The organism is Lysobacter sp. A378, assembly GCF_054052125.1.
The window spans coordinates 1,200,263-1,221,155 of the sequence record NZ_JBSVRK010000002.1 but is presented as its reverse complement, the minus strand read 5'-3'; the positions used below and the strand labels follow the sequence as shown (position 1 = coordinate 1,221,155).

Sequence of the window (20,893 nt, the reverse complement as noted above, 5' to 3'; positions counted from 1 at the left end):
GGGAGGGTTCGATGTTCCTGAGTATGCACGAACAAGAACGGCTCATGATTTACCTGGCCGGCAAGCTTGCACTGGAGCGCAAGGCTCGCGGACTCAAGTTGAATCTGCCGGAAACCACCGCCGTCATCACCTCGTTCCTGCTGGAAGGCGCTCGCAACGGCGAGACCGTCGCCGACTTGATGGAGTCGGGCCGCAACGTGCTCGGGTGCGATGACGTAATGGAGGGCGTGCCCGCGATGCTGGCGCAGGTCCAGGTGGAGGCGACATTCCCGGACGGCACCAAGCTGGTCACCGTAACGGATCCGGTGGGATGAAGACCTCCAACCCGTTCGAGAATCCGGACTTCCGGCCCGCCAACCAAGACGAGCCACGACACGCCTCCGACGACCCGGGCCGGGATTATCCGGAAGGCCAGTCGGAATCCGAAGGTCCGACCCGGTCGTCGGGCATCTGCGGGCCAAGCGAGCCGCGCCGCCCGGGTACCGGCGAGCGGCAGGCGCCACGGCGCGAGTCGGCAAGTGAACTGAAAGAATCCGATCCGCTGATCCCCGGCGAGGTGCTGCTGGGGGAGGGCGACATCGAGATCAATATCGGGCTCGAGGTGACCACCGTCAGGGTGGTCAACGGAGCCGACCGGCCGATACAGGTCGGGTCGCATTTCCACTTCGCCGAGGTCAATGCCGCCCTCGAGTTCGACCGGTCGGTGGCCTGGGGCCAACGCTTGAACGTGCTCTCGGGCGGTTCGGTGCGGTTCGAACCCGGTGCCGTCGAGGAAGTGGAGCTTGTTCCGATCCAGGGGCAACGCGTTGTTCTCGGCCTGCGCGGGCTCTGTGGAGGCAAACTCGATGACTAGGGTTGCACGCGCCGAGTACGTTGCCTCCTATGGCCCCACCAAGGGCGACCGCATCCGCCTTGCCGACACCAGCCTGGTGATCGAGGTGGAGGAAGACCGTTGCGCGGGTGGCGATGAGGCCGTCTTTGGCGGCGGCAAATCCATCCGTGAGTCCATGGGGCAATCGAGTGCGACCCGCGCCGAGGGCACGCCGGATCTTGTCATAACCGGTGCGGTCATCCTCGATCACTGGGGGGTGATCAAGGCCGATGTCGGCATCCGTGACGGTCGCATCGTCGCACTGGGCAAGGCCGGCAACCCCGAGACCATGAACGGCGTGCATCCCGATCTCGTGATTGGCCCATGCACCGAGATCATGTCCGGCAACGGCTTGATCATGACCGCCGGCGCGGTCGACACCCACGTCCACTACGTGGGTCCGCAGATGCTGGAGATCGCGCTCGCCTCCGGAACCACCACGGTGGTCGGCGGCGGCACCGGGCCGACCGAAGGTTCCAAGGCCACACTGGCCACGCCCGGGTCGTGGTGGATGCAGCGGATGCTGGAAGGCTTCGATCCGTGGCCCCTCAATGTGTTGTTTCTCGGCCGTGGCAACACCGTTTCGCGCGAGGCCCTGTGGGAACAACTGCGCGGCGGTGTCGGCGGATTCAAGGTCCACGAGGACTGGGGCGCCACACCGGCGGCCATCGACGTGGCGTTGTCGGTGGCGGATGAATCCGGCGTCCAGGTCGCGATCCACTCCGACACCCTCAATGAAGCGGGCTTCGTCGAAGACCTGCTGGAGGCGGTGGCGGGGCGCACCTTCCACTCGTTCCATACCGAGGGCGCGGGTGGCGGCCACGCGCCGGACATCATCCGCATTGCGGGTGAGCCCAACGTGCTGCCGGCTTCGACCAATCCCACCCGTCCGTTCACGCACAACACGATGGACGAGCATCTGGACATGGTGATGGTTGCCCATCACCTGAATCCGCAGGTGCCCAACGACCTGGCGTTTGCCGAAAGTCGCGTCCGTGCCGGCACGATCGCCGCGGAGGATGTCCTGAATGACCTCGGCGCGATTTCGATCATGTCCTCCGACGCGCAGGCGATGGGCCGCATTGGCGAGGTTGTGATCCGCACCTGGCAGACGGCGCACCGGATGAAGAAGATCCGCGGCAGCCTGTCCGGCGATGGCCGTGCCGACAACCACCGGGCACGCCGCTACGTCGCCAAGTACACCATCTGCCCTGCCATCGCACACGGGCTGGAGAAACATATCGGTTCGGTGGAAGTGGGAAAAATGGCCGACCTGGTGCTGTGGCAGCCGGCTCTGTTCGGTGTGCGGCCGGCACTGGTGTTCAAGGGCGGCATGGCGGCCGTCGCCGCCCTCGGCGACCCCAATGCGTCGATCCCCACGCCTCAGCCCGTGCTCGAACGGCTCGGGTTCAACGTGCATACCCGCGCCGCCGCGTCCACCAGTGTCGCGTTCGTATCCCAGGTGGCCATCGACGACGGCCTCGCTGGCCGCTTGAACATCGACCGTCCGCTGGTTGCGATCGAGAATTGCCGGGGACGCACGAAGAAGGACCTGCCTGAGAACACGGCCTTGCCGCACATCGAAGTCGATCCCGACACCTATGCGGTCAGGGTGGACGGCGAGTTGATCGAGCACGAGCCCGCCACCGAGCTGCCGATGGCGCAGCGCTACTTCCTGTTCTGACGCGGCCAGGATGCCGTCCAGGGCTGCCCTGCTGCTGCTCGCCGATGGACGGTTGCCCGCCGGCGGCTACGCACATTCCGGCGGTCTCGAGCCGATCGTCCATATGCAGGACTTGAAGGACGCCGCCGACGTGGAACGCTTCCTGGAGGGCCGGGCGGCGACCACCGGCCTGGTCGCCGCGTCGTTTGCGGCCGCTGCATGCGAGGCTGCCCGCGCGGGCAATGCGCTCCTGCTGAAGGAACTGGACATCGAACTGGATGCCCGCATGCCATCGCCCACGGCACGCGCCGTTTCGCGCGCACTGGGTCGCCAGTTGCTGCGGGCGGCCTCGAGCATCCATCCGCACGTTTTGTTCGAGGGCCTGCAGGGGCGTCCACACCAACCGGTCGTCTACGGGGTTGCAGCGGCTGCGCTGGGGCTTGGTGCCCGTGATGCCGCCCAGGTCGTGCTGCACGATGCGGTTGCCGGGCCTGCCTCGGCAGCCGTGAAGGTGCTCAGCCTGGACCCGTTTGCCGTACACGCGGCACTCGTGCGGCTGACAGATTTTCTCGACGAGTTGACCGCACAGGCGGCCAGCCATGCGCGGACGCCGCCCATGGAATTGCCGGCGATGGGCTCACCCTTGCTGGACATCGCCGCCGAACATCACCACCGCTGGAAGGTGCGGTTGTTTGCCTCCTGAGCCGGCAGCCCGCAGCGCAACCACGATGATCGCGCGTGCATCGCTGGCGACCGAGCGGGTCGTGAGCGACAACGGCCGCGCAGTGAGCCGCGTTCGCGTGCTGCGGTCCCACGCCCCCCTCATGCTGCGACCGACGCTGCCGAAAGGCCGCGAACCGCTGGTTCATCGCATGACCGGCATCGCGCGGGTGTCGTTGGCCACCAGCGCCGCCGGCCCCCTGGGGGGCGACGATTTCACGCTGGACATCCACGTTGGCGCGGGCAGCACGTTGGTCCTGAACGAGATCTCGGCCACGCTGCTGCTTCCGGGCGCGCGGAGGGGGCGCTCACACATGCGTATCACCGTCAGGGTCGATGAGGGTGCAACGTTCTTGTGGCTGCCGGAGCCGGTCATCGCCGCACGCGGGTGTGATCATCTGCATGAGATCGACATCACGCTCGCCGCCGACGCACGCCTGTTCCTGCGCGAGGAGCTGTTGCTCGGGCGCCACCGGGAGCAGCCCGGGCATCTGACCCAGCACGTGCGCGTGATTCGAGCCGGTCGTTCGCTGTTTCAACAACAGCTTGTCCTCGGCCCGGCAGCGAAAGGATGGCGAAGCTCCGCCGTGCTGGGGGCACGCAAATGCATCGGCAGCGTGCTTGTCGTTGACCCCGCATGGCACACCCGCACACCCGGCACGCGCGTGCTGGGGCATGACGCGGCGTTGCTGTCCCTCGAAGGTCCCGGCGTCCTGGTGAGTGCGCTGGCGGACGACACGCTTGGGCTGCGCCGGCAGCTCGACCACGGTGTTACGCTGCTGGGGGAGCCGTGGGCACCGGCCACCGCATCGGCCACTGGAGACTGTCTTGACTGATCCCCGGAACACCACGCGAACCCGCTCGCTGCGCCTCGGCGTCGCCGGTCCGGTCGGCACCGGCAAAAGCACCGTCATCGCAACGCTGTGCCGCAACTTGAATGCGGAATTCCGCATTGGCGTGATCACCAATGACATCTACACCGACGAGGACGCCCGGTTCCTGCGCTCGGCCGGAGTGCTGCCCATTGAGCGGATCCGTGCGGTCGAGACCGGGTCCTGCCCGCACACCGCCATTCGCGACGACGTAACCATGAATCTGCTGGCCGTGGAAGATCTCGAGAAGGACTTCGCTCCGCTCGACATCGTCCTGGTCGAAAGTGGTGGCGACAATCTCACCGCAACGTTCTCCCCCGCGCTGGTTGATGCGCAGTTGTTCGTCCTCGACGTGGCCGGCGGCGGTGATGTCGCACGCAAGGGCGGGCCTGGCATTGCCCGCGCCGACCTTCTGGTCGTCAACAAGGTCGACCTGGCCGAGTACGTCGATGTCGATGTCGAGCAGATGCTGAAAGATGCGCGGGCCGCGCGTGACGACAGGCCGGTTCTCGCGCATTCGAAGAATCGCCGCGAAACCGACAAGCAGCTGTGCGACTGGGTCAGGCAGCTTCACACCGCGTTTGTCAACGGCACCCACTCGCCAAGCGACCCCGGCCCCATGGCACCGCACCATCACGCCAGCGAGGACGGCGGGCACGTTCACAGTCACGAACACGGCGGCCATACGCACCTACACCGGTAACGACGCTCCGGCCTTGCCGGAACTGCCAGGGAGCTTTCGTCATGCGATCGGTGCCGCCCACATCCAGCAAACTCACGGCATTGATCGGGATGGGTGTCGTCAACGCAGCGCTTTTTATCCTCGGCTGGGGCGCCTTCTTCCTGGTGGTCCTGCCCGGCGACTACATCATGGGTGGGCAGGTGGTGTTCGGGACCGGCCTGGCGGTTACCGCGTTCACGCTGGGGCTGAGACACGGTTTCGACCCCGACCACATCGCGGCGATCGACAACACCACACGCAAACTCGTCGCGGAGGACGGCCAGCACCCGGTCACGGTTGGCTTCTGGTTCGCACTCGGGCATTCCACCGTCGTCGTCGTCACGGTCTTGCTGCTGGTGGCGGGACTCAATGTGCTCGCCAGCCAGATCACGCTTGAGCACTCGACACTGACCTCGATCGCCAGCGTGTGGGGCGTGCTCGTTTCCGGCGTGTTCCTGTTGCTGATCGGCCTCATCAACCTGGTATCGCTGCAGGGAATCTGGCGGGTGTTCCGTAGCATGCACCGCCAGCAACTCGACGAGGCCGAACTCGAACGCCTGCTGACAAACCGCGGTGTGCTCAACCGGATTCTCGGTCCGGTCGCGCGCCGTGTGGACAAGCCGTGGAAGATGTACGTGGTGGGGCTTCTGTTTGGGCTCGGCTTCGATACCGCCACGACGATTGCGCTGTTCGTGATTGGTGGTACGGCCGCTCTCACCGCGCCGTGGTACGTGGTGCTGGTGTTGCCCATCCTGTTCACGGCCGGCATGACCCTCGTCGACACGCTCGATGGCGTGATCATGCATCACGCCTACGCATGGGCGTTCGCCTCGCCGGTACGCAAGGTCTATTACAACCTGACGATCACCATCATCTCGGTCGCCGTTGCGTTCCTGGTCGGTGGACTCGGGCTCATCGGTCTGGCAGCGGAAGCGTTTCCCGGCAGCTCCGGATTGCTGGGCTGGATCGCGGCCCTGGATATCGAGAACCTGGGCTATGTGATCGTGGCCATCCTGGTTTTTACCTGGCTCGCGGCATCCGCTTACTGGAGAATCGCGAAAGTGGAATCCCGGTATTCGGGTGACGACGGTCGCGCCGCCGACACGTGAGCTACATGGGCGCCGGCGACCGCCGCTAGTCCTCCAGCGTCAGCTCGGTCCACGACCAGCTCGAGTCGCCGGGACCGGATGGCACGGCGACCGCGTCGCGGGCATGCACCACTTCGGCCAGCCCGGCCGGCACACCGTGCGATCGGTCATAGGCGTAGAGGGTGACGGGTTCGCCGGCAGCGACCTTGAACTCGAATGTCGCGCCTTCGTCCGGCAAGCCGACCAGCGCGATCTTGCGCCACGTGGTTTCCTGCGCGTGCCAGCGCGACGGAGCCAGTGCCTGGCCCTGGACCCGGATCGATGCGACGTCGACGCTGCCGGGCAGGACCAGACCGCCTTCGATCGCGCCCCGGACGGAACGCAGGCGGAGCCGCAGCTGGCGTTTGCCGTCGATCACGACGTCTTGTTCCAACTCAAGGACCGGTGGCGTCAGTACCGGGCCATCGGGACCCGCGAAGCCCCGGCCCGACCACGGCAAGACGCGCTCCGATTCCGAGGCAAATCCGTTCTCCCGCAGGAAGCCGGCGGGCAGGTCTGCTCTGGGTTGCAGAAACACCCGCGCGCCTGAATCGGTGCCCACGTAGGCCAGGTTCATCGGTCGCGGGACATCGGCATCGAACGCTGGCCGCGCGAGTGCCAGCACGGCGCATGCAATCGTCGCCAACAACGCCGCGCCACCCAGCACGACTTCACCGCGGCCCAGCGACCTCAACGCCGGTATCAGAGGCAGCAACACCAGGCCGGTCAGCAGCATCGCTGCCGGCAAGCCCGGATGGCCGATGGCGCTGTAGCTGTCCACCGCATAGGGGAACCACAACGCCGCGGCGACCACCGCCGCGACTCCCGCCCACACGCGATGACGCCCAGGCCAGGCGTGGCCACACAGTGCGCCGGCCAACAGCGGCAACAGCCCCATGTGACTGGCGCCGGGCATCGCCATCACGGCGGCGATCGCGATGGCCGCAAAAGGAAGCAAGCTCGCGGCGGCAGCGGTCGCCTCGCCGCACCATCGCTGGAGCAGCCATCCCGCCAGCAGGGTCACTGGCAGGGCCAGCAACACGAACGTCGCAACCAGCATGCCGCCCTGGGCCGTCCATGCCGCCGGCATCGCCCCCAATGCCTGCATCACCGAGTGGATCGCCCAGCCGATTCCGCCCAACATGGTCAGTCCGGCGAACATGCCGGCTCCGGCACCAATAAGCGGCAAGACCCGAACCGTACCGTCGCGGAGCAGCCGCACTACCAGAGCCAGCCAGGCGGCCAGGCCCAGTACCAACAGCCAGACATTCCAGGTGACCGGCCAGCCGGCCAGCGCGGCCCCGAACACGTTGAAGAACACCGCGTCGTGACTGGATTTCAGCGGAACTGTGGCACTGGCCAGCGCGCGCGCCATGGCCAGTGCGTTGTCGCCATGTTGCTGCAACGACCCGGGATCCAGGTGGGCGATGTCATCCAGTGGCGTGTGGTATCGCGCTGCGCCCCGGGCCCAGGCGAAGTTGACCCCGACCAGACCCTCGCGCCGGTAGACGGTGAAGTCGGTGTCGTTGGGCAGGGTCTTGTAGATCTCGTAGTCCAGCGATGAACTGCCCGGTCGCGACAGCGCACGACGCACGGTCGAGACGATTGCGGAGTTGCCCGGCTGGGTCTCGATCAGCAGGCTCGCACCGGTGGTGCCGCGAGCCTCCAGGTTCACCGCCGAGCGGATGTGCTTGAACTCCGGTTCGCGCGCGAAGGCTTCCGCGCCGATCAGGCCCAGCTCCTCGCCATCGTTGGCCAGCAGCCAGACATCCCGCGGCAATGGCGGGCCGGCCTGCAACGCACGTGCGACCTCGATGATCGCCGCGACCCCGGCGCCATCGTCGGAGGCACCCGGCCCGGCGGCCACCGAGTCGTAATGGGCCGACAGCAATACCGCGTCCTCGGCACTCGCACCCGCCAGCCTGGCGACGACGTTGTCGACCGTCGCGCAGGTGTTGCCGCCGCAAGCAAAGCGACGCTGGACTTCGGCATCGATCCCCAGCCGTGCGAACTCGGCCACTATGCGGTCGCGCACCGCGGCGTTGGCGGGGCTGCCGGTTGGGTGGGGGCGTTCATCGCCGAGGATGCGGACCAGCACCTGTTTTGCCCGCGCGGCCGAGAATGCCTCGGGTGGCGCATCCATGCCAAGCGGAGCCGGCGGCCGGTTGCCACGCAGCGACAACGCCGCGACCAGCACGAACAACGCCAGCAGAATGGTCGATGCCAGCTGCGAGCCGGCCGGCCCTGCTCCAGTCGGTCGCGCCTCAGTTGGTCGAGTACCAGTCAGTCGAGCCCGGGCTGCGCGCAGACCCGCGCCAATGGATGGTGTCGTGTGCGGCATCTTCTTCCCCAGGCCAACCGGAAACGGCCTGCCGATGATAGCCGTGATCCGGCTGCACCCGTCATGGCATGCAACGCGGCGACGGTCAGCGCCGCAGGGGGTGCTTCAACGCTTGTCCTGCGACGCCTGCGCGATGGGAAAGCCGTGGGCATTCCAGGCCTCGAATCCACCCGCCAGCGGACGCACGTGCTTGAAGCCGCGGCTCTTCAGCTGCCGGGCGAGCAGTGCCGCTGACGCTTCGTTGGGACAGTCGCAATAGATGATCACTTCCGGCTGGGCGGCCAAATCCAGCTCGGCAATGCTGGAGGCCGCGATCGCGCCGGGGATCCAGCCCGACAGCTGGCGTTGATCCGCCGGACGCACATCCAGCACCAGTGGATTGATGCCGGTTCCCATCAATTCGTGCAGCTCGGCCGGCGAAATGCGCGCCATCTGGATCAGGCGGATGAAACGCTGCCGTTTCCAGACTTTGCGCAGGACAAATACCGTGATGGCGGCCAGCAGCAGGATCAGACCGATCCGCCCAAGCGACTCCAGCCGCATCAGGACATCGTTCACGGCCTCGTGGAAGATCGCGCCGGTGGCAACCGCGACGCTCGCCCACAGTGCCGCGCCGATGCCGTCGTAAAAGGCAAAGCGGCCCAGGCCGGTCCGGGTCTGGCCCGCCAGCGTGGTGGCCAGTGCGGCGAAGCCGGGAATGAATTTCGCGACGATCAGCGATGGCGCGCCCCAGCGCGAATAGATGCCCTGGGTGGTGCCGACGCAGGAGTCCGGTGAAAGTGAAAGGCGGCAAATGAAGCGGATCATCGGCCCGCCGAACCGGCGCCCGCCGGCATACCAGAACGCATCGGCCAGCACGGCTGCGACGGTGGAGACCAGCAGGATCGACCACAGGCTGTCGCCCGACTGCACGGCCATGGCGCTGGTCACGACGATCGGTGGATACGCCGGCACCGGAACGCCGCCCTGGTCCAGCAGGACGGCGATGAACACGACCCACAAGCCGTAGTTCTCGATCAGGTGGATCAATGCATCCATGGGGTTCCAGGCTCTTGCGAGCGCAGGTTTCTACGAGGGCAGGCTTCCAGGGTGATTGTTCATATCGGCGCAGGCGAGCGCAAGAGCAACCGCTGCCTTGCGCCCGATGACATGCCTGTCGATGGTGCGGTCAGGCCGGTGTTGCCACCGGTGTGGCCGATGCGGCTTGCGTGGGTTCGGCTGCCCGCGGGCGCAGGCTTGCCAGCGCGCCTGTCCACTTGGCCAGTTCGTCCAGCATCTGCTGCGCGGAATGGTCAATCAACTCGTTGGAAACAAAGATGCCTTGTTCGTCCAGCGATTGGCCCACCATTGGCACGGCAACGCCTTCGACCATCGGCATCATCTTCAGGGTGGTGACCAGTTGCTTGGCCATCTGCACCGCGCGCAGGCCGCCGGACACGCCGCCGTAGCTGACGAAACCGCAGGCCTTGTAGTTCCACTCGCGGTAGACGTAGTTCAACGCGTTCACGAACGCCGGCGGCGGGTTGAAGTTGTACTCCGGGGTCACAAACACGAACGCGTCGGCCGCCGACACGCTGGCCGACCAGGCCTTGGTGTGGGCGTGCTCGTATTGCTGCATGGCGGGGTGGGTTGGCTCGTCGTAGACCGGCAGGTTGAAGTCCGCCAGATCGACCAGCTTGACGTCGAACGCGCTGTGTTCGGCAGCGAAATCACTGAACCAGCGCGCTACGGCAGGACCGACACGGCCCGGGCGGGTGCTGGCAATCACGACATGGAGTTGGGGTTTCACGTGGTGCTCCTTGAGAGTGGTCGAGGTGGGGGTTTCGTGTCAGTCAGTGCGGCATCCGTCCGAATTGACCGCTGTTGAAGTCGGTGATCGCCTGGTGGATCTCGTCCTGGGTATTCATCACGAACGGGCCGTGGCCGACGATCGGCTCGTCGATCGGCTCGCCGCTGAGCAGCAGCACGGTGGCATCGCTGTTGGCTTCCAGCAGCACGTCGCTGCCGGCGCGGTCCAGCATCACCATCTGCGCCTCGCGGGCGATCTGGCTGCCGTTGACCTGCACGGTGCCGCGCAGGACGATCAGCGCCGCGGTATGGCCTTCGGGCAGCTCGAATTCGCTGGAATGGCCTTGGTCCAGGCGCACGTCCCACACATTCATGGCGGTGAAGGTGCGTGCCGGTCCCGCATGACCGGCGTACTCTCCGGCAATCACCCGGACCCGGCCGGCGTCGCCGGGCAGGGCTACCGACGGGATGTCGGCGTTCAGCAGGTTCTGATAACCGGGCGGACTCATCTTGTCCTTCGCCGGCAGGTTGACCCACAGCTGCACCATCTCCAGCGTGCCGCCGGTGCGGGTGAACTCATGCGAGTGGAACTCCTCATGCAGGATCCCGGACGCGGCGGTCATCCACTGCACGTCGCCGGGGCCGATCTTGCCGCCCGCGCCGGTGGAATCGCTATGCTCGACCTCGCCTTCATAGACGATGGTGACGGTCTCGAAACCACGGTGCGGATGCTGGCCGACGCCACGTGGCTGCGCGGCCGGGTCGAACTTCATCGGTCCGGCGTAGTCCAGCAGCAGGAACGGGCTCAGGTGCGCGCCGTGGCTGTTGTAGGAAAACATCGAGCGGACGGGGAAGCCGTCGCCCACCCAATGCGGCTTTGGGGCGCTGTAGATGCCGAGGACCTTCTTCACCTTGATCTCCTGTTGGCTGGGCCGGGATGGTTCTGGGCCGATGGAGATAGCTTAATTTCATGACGATTGATCCGGAAGTCCCCGTTTCCTATCCTCATCGTTCTGTTTAAAGAACGATGAGGCGGTCGCCATGCAGGATCTCAACGATCTGTACTACTTCGTGCAAGTGGTCGATCACCGCGGCTTCGCGCCGGCGGGGCGTGCGCTGGGTGTCCCCAAATCCAAGCTCAGCCGGCGCATCGCGATGCTGGAGGAGCGGCTGGGCGTGCGCCTGATCCAGCGCTCTACGCGTCGGTTTTCGGTCACCGAAATTGGCCAGCAGTACTACGGGCATTGCAAGGCGATGCTGGTGGAGGCGCAGGCGGCGCAGGAAGCCATCGACCTGACCCGCTCCGAACCCTGCGGCATCGTCCGCCTCACGTGCCCGATCACCTTGCTGGACGCGAACGTCGGCGCGATGGTGGCCGATTTCATGGTCGACCACCCGGGAGTATCCGTTCACCTGGAGGCGACCAACCGTCGCGTGGACGTGGTCGGCGAAGGCATCGACGTGGCCATCCGCGCACGCACGCCACCACTGGAAAACAGCGACCTGGTGATGCGGGTGCTGGCCGTACGCACCTCATGCCTGGTGGCCAGTCCGGCGTTGCTGGCCGGCCACACGTTGCCGATGATGCCGGTCGATTTCACCGGCCTGCCGAGCGTGGATCTCGGACCGCCGCAACCGCAACATGTCTGGTCGCTGCAAGGCCCGGAAGGTGCCTCGGTCGCGATCCCGCACCAGCCCCGGCTGGTCACCGATGACATGAATGCCCTGCGCGTCGCCGCGATTCGTGGCGTCGGCATCGCGCAGTTGCCGACCATGGTGGTCAGTGACGCGTTGAAGCAGGGCGCGCTGGTGAAGATCGCCCCGGAATGGGCGTCACGAAGCGGCATCGTGCATGCCGTGTTTCCGTCAAGGCGCGGACTGCTGCCCTCGGTGCGAAGCCTGATCGACTACCTGGCGAGGCGGTTCGAGCAGCTTGATCAGGACTGAAGCCACGGGACACTTGCGCAGATGCAGGCACCTTTCGGGCGAGTGCTTGCGCGCGGTAGGCATATGGAGCAGGATCGGCCAATGATCCTCGTTGTCTCCCAGCTTGCATTCGCGTCCGCAGTGACCGGTTCCGGTCCGTGTGCGGCGCATTGTGCTGTGCAGTTCAATTCGAATAATAACGTCAGCCTCCCGCAGGCCGGCGATTAGCGAACGCGACAAACGCTCAATCGATCCCCAAGGCCTGCACTGCGAAGTGCGGGCCTTTTTATTTTCTGCGCCTCAATGTCCTCACGGAGCCAACCCATGTGTTCAATCTTCGGCATCTTCGGCCTGCAACCCGGCGACGACCTCCTGCAACTGCGGCAGCGGGCGTTGGAACTGTCACAACGCCAGCGTCACCGCGGTCCTGACTGGAGCGGGGTGCATCTGGACGACGGCGCGATCCTGGTCCACGAGCGCCTTGCCATCGTCGACCCGGCTGGCGGCTCGCAACCGCTGCGTTCGGCCGATGGGCAACTGGTGCTCGCGGTCAATGGCGAGATCTATAACCACCGCGAGCTCGAGGCCTCGCTGGAGCAGCCCTACGACTTCCAGACCGGTTCGGATTGCGAGGTCATAAGCGCGCTGTTTCGGGAGGATGCCGATATCGCCGGCTGGCTGAACCGTCTCAACGGGATCTTCGCGTTCGCGTTGTGGGACCGGGAGCACCAGCGTTACCTGATTGCGCGCGACCCGATCGGCGTGGTGCCGCTGTACTGGGGTCACGACGGCAGCGGCCGGCTGTGCGTGGCTTCGGAGATGAAGGCGCTGGTGGAGGTCTGCAACGATGTCTCCCAGTTTCCGCCGGGGCATTACTACGACAGCCGCAGCGGTGAACCGGTGCCGTACTACCAGCGCCCGTGGCGCGAGCACGACGCCACCGTGGGCGTGGAGGTCAGCCCGCGCGAACTGCGCGAAGCCTTCGAGGCCGCGGTGCACCGGCAACTGATGAGCGACGTGCCTTACGGGGTATTGCTGTCGGGTGGCCTGGATTCGTCATTGGTGGCGGCCTGCGCGGCACGCTTCGCACGTAAGCGCATCGAGGACGATGACAGCTCCGAAGCCTGGTGGCCGCGGCTGCACTCCTTCGCGATCGGCCTGGAAGGCTCGCCCGACCTGGCAGCTGCCGAGATCGCCGCCGAGGCGCTGGGCACCGTCCACCACGGTTTCACCTACACCATCGAGGAAGGTCTGGACGCATTGCCGGAGGTGATCCGGCATGTCGAGACCTATGACGTGACTACCATCCGCGCGTCCACGCCGATGTATTTGCTGGCGCGGCGGATCAAGGCGATGGGGGTCAAGATGGTGTTGTCAGGCGAGGGCAGCGACGAGATCTTCGGCGGCTACCTGTACTTCCACAAGGCACCCGATGCTCGCCAGTTTCACGAAGAGTTGGTGCGCAAGATCGACGCGCTGCACAACTACGATTGCCTGCGCGCGAACAAGTCGATGATGGCCTGGGGCGTGGAGCCGCGGGTGCCGTTCCTCGATGTCGAATTCCTCGAAGTAGCGATGAGGATGGACGCGACCGCGAAAATGGTCGGGACCCGAGCCGACGGGACGCGAAGGATCGAGAAGGCCGTGTTGCGTGAAGCTTTCGAAGGCTACCTGCCGGACTCGATCCTGTGGCGGCAGAAGGAGCAGTTCAGCGATGGCGTCGGCTACGGCTGGATCGATGGCCTGAAAGCGCACGCCGCCGCGCAGGTGAGCGATCGCGAAATGGCGGCCGCGGCAAACCGGTTTCCGGTCAACCCGCCGCAAAGCCGGGAGGCGTATTTCTACCGGCGGATCTTCGAGCGATTGTTCCCCGGCGAGGCCTGCGCGCAAACGGTGCCGGGCGGCAAGTCGATCGCCTGCTCGTCACCCGCCGCGATTGCCTGGGATGCGGCGTTTGCCGATGCGGCCGACCCGTCGGGCAGGGCGGTCGCCGGAGTGCATGCCGCGGCGATCGCCTAGGGTTTCCCGGTGTCGGCCGGGTCGGTCACTCCAGGACGTAGGACCGGCCTGACCATCTGAGCGACTCGTAGTCGCCGCATTCCATGCACGAGTACCAGCGGACCTCGTCCGTGCCGTTGGCCTGCAGGGCGCTGAAACCGGCCTCGCCGGGATACTCGAAATGCTGCACCAGGGCGCCATCGCGGGTAATCGCGAGGAAGCGGCCGTTGCTGCCGGAACCGGTTTCAAACACGCCCACGAAGACCTCTTCGCCGCCCTTGGCCTTGTCCAGCTGCGAATGCAGCCGGAAGGAGAAGCCGGATTCCGCGTAGTGGGCGATCGCCATTTCCGGGATGCGGCCGTGGAGCAGGGCGTCGTCGAGCGCACTGGCCTGCGTCCAGGACGGATTGAAACGGTCGATTGGAACTCCGGTGATGGTTGTGGAGCTCGGCGCGAACTCGATGTCGTACCACCACGCGGCAACCGGCGCGTCGGATGGAGTGTCCGTGGCAGCGCCACCGGGCGCGGCGCAGGCGATCAGCAGCAATGCGGCGACCAGTGTCGTCAATGCAGCCCGTGGTGTCGCCCAACAGCGAAGTCGATTACCAGTCCACATGCCAGTGCCTCCCTCCTGCAGCGCGGGGTTCGCGCAGGACCGACGCCCCGAGTTCCTGGATCCGGGCCTCGATCAGGTCGAGTTCGCGGTGGCTGCCGCTTGGCCAGCTGATGTCGCGGGCCGTATTGGACAGATGGTTGGAGACCTGGGCGCCGCGGGCACGGGCCTGCTCAATCAAGGCCTCGAAGGCATCGACCGTCTCCGTCTCGGTCGCGCGCGGATAGCCGCGGAACCACTCGTCCATCTCGGTGATGTGCCGCGTCATGCGGTAGGTGGTGAGGAACTCCCCCCGGCTGACGCGGATCCGCTGCGCCATGAGCTCCGCTTGCCTTCGTATCGTGCGTGCCCTTCCGGTAATGCGGATTCTGGCGTCGGGGAATTCGAGCTGGATGGTTCGAATCAATTCGTCGATATTGGCCGGCCGTGTCTGTACGGCTGCCCGGGCGGTGGTCTGCATATCCCCTCCTTGGGTAGTCAATATCCGGTTGTCGCGTGGCTATCGCCGATGCAGACGATACACCACGGTCTGCAGTGCAGTGACGCCTTCCGCAATGAATTGCGGTTGCTGGGCGAGGATGTCGCGACGCTCCAGTACCTCGACATTCCAGTGAGGCTCGAACAGCTCGCGGACCTCGGTTTCCTCGACCGAGAACGGCGGGCCGGATTTCTCGGCCTGCGGGTATTCCAGGGTGATCAGCATGCCGCGGCAGCCGGCCGGAAGTTTCGCGTACACCTCACGGACGTAGCGACGGCGCATCGGTGGCGGCAACGCGATCAGCGCCGCGCGGTCGTAGACGATGTTGCAGTCAGCGAGGGTGGCGGTGCCCAGCGCGAACACGTCGCCCTGGATCAGCTCGATGCCATCGGCGCGGTAATGCCGGCCAACGGTCGATTCGGTAACTTCCGGCTCCAGAGCATGTTCGGCGAAGAACTGCCCGATGGCTGTGGCCGACAATTCGGCCCCGAGGACGCGGTGGCCCCGTGCGGCAAACCACGCCATGTCGAGGCTCTTGCCCGCCAATGGCACGAACACCCGGCTGCTCGGAGCTGCGTGCACGGCAGGCCAGTGTTTCAGCATCAACGGCGTCTCGCGGTCCTGATGAAAGCCGATGCGGCCTTCGTGCCAACGTTGTTGCCAGAATTCGGGCTCCACGGATAATCCTCCATTTCTTCGACCGCATGGGTCCGAAAGACCTGGCGCCGGGCCTGCCGCGCGAGGACCTACCTGTTCAACGGCGAGATCACCCATCGCGACAGTCTCGGCTCGGAGCAGAACATCTATCCGGGCGAGGTCAACTGGATGACCGCCGGCAAGGGCATCACCCATTCCGAGCGCTTCGAGCGCCTGCGCGCAGACGGTGCCGGGCGCGCCTCAGTGAGCTGTGGCAGCAACGCTGCGAGGTATCGATACCAAGGTGTTGACCGACACCATCGTCCAATCGTTCCGCTTCGATGCTTCTGTTTTGATCGACGCATGGCATTTCGTGGCGCATCCGAAAGGGCCCGGAGCAATGGATCAATGAGAACCATCAAGACCTACCCGACAAGGCTTGAAGCCGATCTGGCGAAAATCGCCCTGGCGACATTTGGTATTCCGGCAATCGTGGCTGGAATCGGTGTGAGTCTGGAAGGCGGAAGTGCAGGCATGAAGCTGCTCGTTCCGGACGACTGCGTGGGCGCGGCCATGACAGTACTCGATGACGCGTGAGATCACCTTGAAACCATTTCGACCATGAACTATCTCCACCGGGAGCAAACCCATGTCCAATAAATTCAACTTCGACCGCCGCAACTTCCTGGGCGTTGCATCAAGTGCAGTTATCGCCGCACAGCTCGGCATGATCGGTGTTGCACACGCGCAGCTTGGCAGCACGAAACCGGGCCAGGCAAAGTCCACGAGTGGTTCGAACGCGTCGTTCAAAGTGATCAAGCAGATCGATGCCGGCCCGCTCAATGTCGGATACGTGGAGCTCGGTCCCGCCGGTGGGCCCGTCGCGCTTCTCCTGCATGGCTGGCCTTATGACATCCACAGTTTCATCGACGTCGCCCCGGCACTCGCGGCGAAGGGATACCGGGTGATCATCCCGCACCTGCGCGGCTTTGGTACTACCCGCTTTCTTTCGCCCGAGGCGCTTCGCAACGCTCAGCCCTCGGCACTCGCCACCGACGTGATCTCACTGATGGATGCGCTCGGGATCGAGAAGGCAATCGTTGCAGGCTTTGACTGGGGCGCGCGGTCGGCCGCTATCGTGGCGGCGTTGTGGCCGGAACGGGTGAATGCGCTTGTCTCGGTAAGCGGCTACCTCATCGGCAGCCAGGAGTCCGCCAAAGCGCCGCTGCCACCCGAGGCCGAGTTGAAGTGGTGGTACCAGTACTACTTCACCACCGACCGTGGCGCTGCCGGTTATGAGAAGTACCGGCACGACTTCGCGAAGCTCATCTGGCAGCTCGCGTCTCCGACGTGGTCATTCGACGACGCCACTTTCCATCGCAGTGCAGGGGCCTTGGAAAACCCTGACCACGCGGCGATCGTCATCCATAACTATCGCTGGCGGCTTGGACTCGCGGATGGAGAACGCAAGTACGACGCCTTGGAGAAGCAGCTTGCCGGGTTTCCTGCCATCGCGGTGCCGACGATCACGATGGAGGGCGATGCCAATGGCGCGCCACATCCGCCACCGGCCAGTTATGCCAAGCGATTCACCGGCAAGTATGAGCACCGTCTCATCAAGGGCGGCATCGGTCACAACCTGCCCCAAGAGGCTCCAAAGGCGTTCACGCAGGCAATCGTCGATGTCGCTGCGCTCTGAGCGCAAAGATAAGGGAGCACATGATGAAACTGACTCTTCTCTCCGTTCTTGCCGGTGTCGCGGCATGCTCGATGTCGGTGCTGTTCGCGGCTGAAGCCGGCGCTGGTAGTGAACGTGCGTCGCCGATCTACGGCGTCACGCTTCCCGACGACTATCGCAAATGGCAGCTGATCGCGCCTGCCGTGGAAGCGGAACCGCTGGATGAACTCCGGGCTGTCCTGGGGAACGACCGGGCGGTCGAGGCATACCGTCTGGGAACGCTGCCATTCCCGGATGGCACCGTCCTGGCAAAGCTTGCCTGGAAGCATGTCCAGTCCCCCGAATTCGAACCGGCCTCCATACCCGGAGCGGCGACGACGGTTCAGATCATGGTCAAGGATTCCAGGAAGTATGCGTCCACGGGTGGGTGGGGTTTTGGCCGGTTCGTCGACGGCAAGCCCGCTGACGAAGCGCAACACCGCACTTGCTTCGCATGCCATGAGGCGCGCGTGCAAGAACACGATTTCGTCTTCACCCGATTGGCACCCTGACGCAGCCCCCATCAGCACACCGAGGATGACCCCATGATCAAGATCGAGAAAGTTCTGTATACCGCCAAGACCCATACCACGGGAGGGCGTGATGGCGCCTCGCGGAGCGACGATGGTCGTTTGGAGGTCAAGCTGTCCTCCCCGGGAACCGCAGGTAAGGGCACCAATCCCGAGCAATTGTTCGCCGCAGGTTGGTCAGCGTGTTTTGAGGGTGCGATGGCGATCGCCGCCAGGCAGCGGAAAATCACGCTACCGCAAGAGACGGCGATTGACGCAGAGGTGGATCTCGGCATGACCGGCGACGGATATCTGTTGCAGGCGCGCCTGCATGTCTCGCTGCCTGGCCTGCCCCGTGATGTCGCGCAGGCGCTGGTTGATGAGGCGCACCAGACCTGTCCGTACTCCAAGGCAACGCAAGGCAACATCGACGTCACGATCGATTTGGCTTGATCCCCCGTCACCGATTTTCCCAGAAATCAAATGAGACCTGACATGAAAAAGATAGTCGCCACATTGGCATTCGCTTCCGCCATGGTCGTTGGACCGAATGCACTCGGCCAGGAGGTCAAGCCCACGATCGTCCTCGTGCACGGTGCGTTCGCGGATGCATCGAGCTGGAATGGGGTCATCAAGATCCTGAAAAAGGACGGCTATCCCGTTGTTGCCCCGGCCAATCCGCTGCGCGGTGTCCGGGTCGACGCGCAGTCCCTATCCGACGTCGTGGGCGGCATCCAGTCGCCAGTGGTCCTTGTCGGGCACTCATACGGCGGCAATGTCATTACCGACGCCGCCAACGGGCATGCCAACGTCAAGGCGTTGGTCTATGTCAGCGCATTCGCGCCCGATGCGGGAGAAACCGCTGTCGGGCTCTCGGGCAAGTTTCCCGGAAGCACGCTCGGGCCGACGCTTGCGCCTCCGGTGAAGCTCTTCGACGGTGGCGTGGACCTGTACATCCAGCAGGACAAGTTCCACGATCAGTTTGCAGCCGATGTTCCCGAAGCACAGGCGGCGCTGATGGCGGCCACGCAGCGACCGGTGACGGAAGGCGCTTTGAACGAGCCGACGTCGAATCCGGCGTGGAAGACCCTTCCTTCCTGGTTCATCTACGGCACCGCGGACAAGAACATTCCGTCGCAGGCGATGGCGTTCATGGCCAAGCGTGCCGATGCCAGGAAGGTGGAAGTCATCGAGGGTGGCTCCCACGTAGTGATGGTGTCGAATCCTGGCCCCGTCGCGCGGCTGATCGAGTCGGCCGCGACCGGATATTAGGGGCAACTCAACGCGAAACGAGAACCGCGCGTTCCCCTCAGCCCTGAATGCCGGATGGCAGCGAGAGTCTCGCTGCCATCTTTACGAGGTTCGCAAAGGTGCGGGCATTCATTTTGCGCATAACCTTGCCACGATGCGCTTTCACCGTGATTTCGCTGATGCCCAGATCACCCGCGACCTGCTTGTTCAACCGGCCTGCGACGACCATCGCCAGGACCTCCCGCTCGCGAGGGGTGAGGGATGCATAGGACTCCCGGAGCAACCGCAGGCTCTCCTCATGGTCGAGGGCGGCCTGGCTGTCCTCAATGGCATTGCCGATGGCGCTCAACAGCACTTCATCGTCGAACGGCTTTGTCAGGAATTCGGCAGCGCCCGCTTTCATGGCCTGTACCGTGCTCGGCACGTCGCCATAGCCCGTGATGAAGATAATCGGCATGTGGACTCGATCATCCGCAATACGCTTTTGCAGGTCGAGGCCATTGAGATCAGGAAGATTGACGTCGAGTACCAGGCAGCTCGGAGTCGTTGACCGCGGATGGGCCAGAAATTCCTGCGCAGATCCGAACAGTTCCGGTTGCCAGCCCGCGAAGCTGATCAGCAGCTCCAGCGATTCACGTACCGAAATGTCATCGTCTACAACGAAGACGACCGGGGTGATCTGCGGCATGACCGATAACCTCGACTCCCTGACGGAAGTATTGGCTGAACTCAACATGTTAGACCTCCTGGGTGTGGACGGCGGCATTGAGCGCTTTAAGCAAATCGGCCTCACTGAACGGCTTGAACAAGCACTCCACGGCGCCCTGTTCCAGTAGGCGTGGACGCACGGCGGCATCGCCATGCGCTGTAATGAAGACGATCGGAATGTGTATGTGTCGCAGCTTCAATTCTCGCTGCAGGTCAGGCCCGGACATGCCCGGCATGGCGATGTCGAGGATCAGGCATCTGGTCGCGTCCAGATAACCAGACGCCAGGAACGCCTCAGCCGACGAGAACACCTGGACCGAGAATCCGAACTCCCTCAGCAGGTCGGGCAACGATTCGCGCACGGACTCATCGTCATCGACTACCGAAACGAGCAGAGGTAAACCCATCAAAGCATCTCCATTGTGTGATCTTGATCGCCGCCCGCCGTCAAATGAGGATGCGCCATCCCATCAGGGTCCGCCCATCCTACTTTGGTGTCGGTTTCCGGCGATTGCAGGGACTCGGATGGCTTATAGCTGAGGTTTCGCGATCATCAGCCAGATCACTCCAGCCCAGCAAAGCGAGTTGATGTACAGCACCGCAACCGGCAGCACACCCAAGTGAAACCCCGCGACTTGCCCGTCGCCAGCGCGAGCGGCCAACAACAAGCGCTTGCGCCCGGGATCAAGTATCGCGACACCCAGGATGACCGCAATGGCCACGAGCAGGTACGCGCCGATCAACCAGGCCGAGCCATAGCCGAAGGGGGACGCCAGGTGAAGGCCGGAGAACACGCCGGCAATCACCATGACCTTCCCCGCAAGTCCCGCGGGTTTCGAAAGGCGTAGGGCGGTTTTGATGAACTCGGAACTTTTCGAGTTGGATGAGACCACGAACACCAAGTCGTAAGCCGTCAGCGCGGCAAAACCCAGCATCATCGTCGCGACGTGGAAC

24 protein-coding genes and 1 pseudogene are annotated in these 20,893 nt (G+C 64.6%); 15 read left to right on the top strand and 10 right to left on the bottom strand.

Annotated elements, in window-relative coordinates; all coding sequences use genetic code 11:
• Positions 1-11 precede the first annotated feature (11 nt).
• The 7 genes from ACW7G1_RS11405 to ACW7G1_RS11375 are packed head-to-tail and all read left to right on the top strand — an operon-like array spanning position 12 to position 5,956.
• Entirely contained in the window at positions 12-314 is a 303-nt protein-coding gene (locus ACW7G1_RS11405; protein ID WP_456979819.1) for an urease subunit gamma, read from the top strand.
• Entirely contained in the window at positions 311-853 is a 543-nt protein-coding gene (locus tag ACW7G1_RS11400; RefSeq protein ID WP_456979818.1) for an urease subunit beta, read from the top strand. Before ACW7G1_RS11405 ends, ACW7G1_RS11400 begins: the two co-directional genes overlap by 4 nt.
• Positions 846-2,555, top strand: coding sequence for an urease subunit alpha (locus ACW7G1_RS11395; RefSeq protein ID WP_456979817.1), 1,710 nt, complete (start codon positions 846-848; stop codon positions 2,553-2,555). Before ACW7G1_RS11400 ends, ACW7G1_RS11395 begins: the two co-directional genes overlap by 8 nt.
• 10 nt (positions 2,556-2,565) lie before the next feature.
• Positions 2,566-3,237 carry an urease accessory protein UreF gene (locus ACW7G1_RS11390; RefSeq protein WP_456979816.1) on the top strand — a complete coding sequence of 224 codons (672 nt, stop codon included), beginning with the start codon at positions 2,566-2,568 and terminating at the stop codon, positions 3,235-3,237.
• A 25-nt stretch (positions 3,238-3,262) separates the two neighbouring features.
• On the top strand, positions 3,263-4,090 hold the full coding sequence (locus ACW7G1_RS11385) for an urease accessory protein UreD (RefSeq protein ID WP_456979815.1): 828 nt from the start codon (positions 3,263-3,265) through the stop codon (positions 4,088-4,090).
• The gene (ureG, locus tag ACW7G1_RS11380) at positions 4,083-4,829 is read left to right on the top strand and encodes an urease accessory protein UreG (protein WP_456979814.1); all 747 of its coding nucleotides are present in this window, start codon (positions 4,083-4,085) and stop codon (positions 4,827-4,829) included. Before ACW7G1_RS11385 ends, ureG begins: the two co-directional genes overlap by 8 nt.
• A gap of 41 nt (positions 4,830-4,870) precedes the next feature.
• Entirely contained in the window at positions 4,871-5,956 is a 1,086-nt protein-coding gene (locus tag ACW7G1_RS11375) for a HoxN/HupN/NixA family nickel/cobalt transporter (protein ID WP_456979813.1), read from the top strand.
• Between the two features lie 25 nt (positions 5,957-5,981).
• On the opposite strand, the gene ACW7G1_RS11370 is transcribed toward ACW7G1_RS11375, so the two are convergent.
• From ACW7G1_RS11370 to ACW7G1_RS11355, 4 genes are all read right to left on the bottom strand, one after another.
• Entirely contained in the window at positions 5,982-8,315 is a 2,334-nt protein-coding gene (locus ACW7G1_RS11370; RefSeq protein WP_456979812.1) for a M20/M25/M40 family metallo-hydrolase, read from the bottom strand.
• A 105-nt stretch (positions 8,316-8,420) separates the two neighbouring features.
• Positions 8,421-9,353 carry a rhodanese-like domain-containing protein gene (locus tag ACW7G1_RS11365; protein WP_456979811.1) on the bottom strand — a complete coding sequence of 311 codons (933 nt, stop codon included), beginning with the start codon at positions 9,351-9,353 and terminating at the stop codon, positions 8,421-8,423.
• A 130-nt stretch (positions 9,354-9,483) separates the two neighbouring features.
• The gene (locus tag ACW7G1_RS11360; protein ID WP_456979810.1) at positions 9,484-10,104 is read right to left on the bottom strand and encodes an NADPH-dependent FMN reductase; all 621 of its coding nucleotides are present in this window, start codon (positions 10,102-10,104) and stop codon (positions 9,484-9,486) included.
• A 43-nt stretch (positions 10,105-10,147) separates the two neighbouring features.
• A complete protein-coding gene (locus tag ACW7G1_RS11355) occupies positions 10,148-11,014 on the bottom strand; it encodes a pirin family protein (protein WP_456979809.1) in 867 nt (288 codons plus the stop codon).
• A gap of 130 nt (positions 11,015-11,144) precedes the next feature.
• On the opposite strand from ACW7G1_RS11355, the gene ACW7G1_RS11350 reads away from it, so the two are divergent.
• Together ACW7G1_RS11350 and asnB are read left to right on the top strand one after the other, a co-directional pair.
• A complete protein-coding gene (locus tag ACW7G1_RS11350) occupies positions 11,145-12,050 on the top strand; it encodes a LysR family transcriptional regulator (RefSeq protein WP_456979808.1) in 906 nt (301 codons plus the stop codon).
• Between the two features lie 303 nt (positions 12,051-12,353).
• Positions 12,354-14,048 carry an asparagine synthase B gene (asnB, locus tag ACW7G1_RS11345; RefSeq protein WP_456979807.1) on the top strand — a complete coding sequence of 565 codons (1,695 nt, stop codon included), beginning with the start codon at positions 12,354-12,356 and terminating at the stop codon, positions 14,046-14,048.
• Positions 14,049-14,073: 25 nt separating this feature from the next.
• On the opposite strand, the gene ACW7G1_RS11340 is transcribed toward asnB, so the two are convergent.
• From ACW7G1_RS11340 to ACW7G1_RS11330, 3 genes are read right to left on the bottom strand one after another with little or no spacing between them, the layout of a single operon-like run.
• Positions 14,074-14,574, bottom strand: coding sequence for a hypothetical protein (locus ACW7G1_RS11340; protein WP_456979806.1), 501 nt, complete (start codon positions 14,572-14,574; stop codon positions 14,074-14,076).
• Positions 14,575-14,629: 55 nt separating this feature from the next.
• Positions 14,630-15,100, bottom strand: a complete 471-nt coding sequence (locus tag ACW7G1_RS11335; RefSeq protein ID WP_456979805.1) for a hypothetical protein — start codon at positions 15,098-15,100, stop codon at positions 14,630-14,632.
• 39 nt (positions 15,101-15,139) lie between these two features.
• On the bottom strand, positions 15,140-15,796 hold the full coding sequence (locus ACW7G1_RS11330; protein ID WP_456979804.1) for a thiopurine S-methyltransferase: 657 nt from the start codon (positions 15,794-15,796) through the stop codon (positions 15,140-15,142).
• Positions 15,797-15,862: 66 nt separating this feature from the next.
• Between ACW7G1_RS11330 and ACW7G1_RS11325 the strand changes: the two are divergent.
• The 6 genes and pseudogenes from ACW7G1_RS11325 to ACW7G1_RS11300 all read left to right on the top strand — a co-directional run.
• Positions 15,863-15,979, top strand: a pseudogene (locus tag ACW7G1_RS11325) (pirin family protein); the annotation flags it as partial.
• A 183-nt stretch (positions 15,980-16,162) separates the two neighbouring features.
• A complete protein-coding gene (locus ACW7G1_RS11320; RefSeq protein ID WP_456979803.1) occupies positions 16,163-16,351 on the top strand; it encodes a hypothetical protein in 189 nt (62 codons plus the stop codon).
• A 52-nt stretch (positions 16,352-16,403) separates the two neighbouring features.
• The gene (locus ACW7G1_RS11315) at positions 16,404-17,453 is read left to right on the top strand and encodes an alpha/beta fold hydrolase (RefSeq protein WP_456979802.1); all 1,050 of its coding nucleotides are present in this window, start codon (positions 16,404-16,406) and stop codon (positions 17,451-17,453) included.
• A 23-nt stretch (positions 17,454-17,476) separates the two neighbouring features.
• A complete protein-coding gene (locus ACW7G1_RS11310; RefSeq protein ID WP_456979801.1) occupies positions 17,477-17,983 on the top strand; it encodes a cytochrome P460 family protein in 507 nt (168 codons plus the stop codon).
• A gap of 36 nt (positions 17,984-18,019) precedes the next feature.
• On the top strand, positions 18,020-18,433 hold the full coding sequence (locus ACW7G1_RS11305; protein WP_456979910.1) for an organic hydroperoxide resistance protein: 414 nt from the start codon (positions 18,020-18,022) through the stop codon (positions 18,431-18,433).
• Between the two features lie 63 nt (positions 18,434-18,496).
• Positions 18,497-19,252 (top strand): alpha/beta fold hydrolase, encoded by a 756-nt coding sequence (locus ACW7G1_RS11300; protein WP_456979800.1) that lies wholly within the window; start codon positions 18,497-18,499, stop codon positions 19,250-19,252.
• A gap of 37 nt (positions 19,253-19,289) precedes the next feature.
• Here ACW7G1_RS11300 and ACW7G1_RS11295 read toward each other — a convergent pair whose 3' ends face one another.
• The 3 genes from ACW7G1_RS11295 to ACW7G1_RS11285 form a co-directional block, all read right to left on the bottom strand.
• The gene (locus ACW7G1_RS11295; protein ID WP_456979799.1) at positions 19,290-19,919 is read right to left on the bottom strand and encodes a response regulator transcription factor; all 630 of its coding nucleotides are present in this window, start codon (positions 19,917-19,919) and stop codon (positions 19,290-19,292) included.
• Between the two features lie 49 nt (positions 19,920-19,968).
• Positions 19,969-20,346 carry a response regulator gene (locus ACW7G1_RS11290; protein ID WP_456979798.1) on the bottom strand — a complete coding sequence of 126 codons (378 nt, stop codon included), beginning with the start codon at positions 20,344-20,346 and terminating at the stop codon, positions 19,969-19,971.
• A 123-nt stretch (positions 20,347-20,469) separates the two neighbouring features.
• Positions 20,470-20,877: a hypothetical protein gene (locus ACW7G1_RS11285; protein WP_456979797.1), complete on the bottom strand. Its 408-nt coding sequence runs from the start codon at positions 20,875-20,877 to the stop codon at positions 20,470-20,472.
• Between the last annotated feature and the right edge of the window lie 16 nt (positions 20,878-20,893).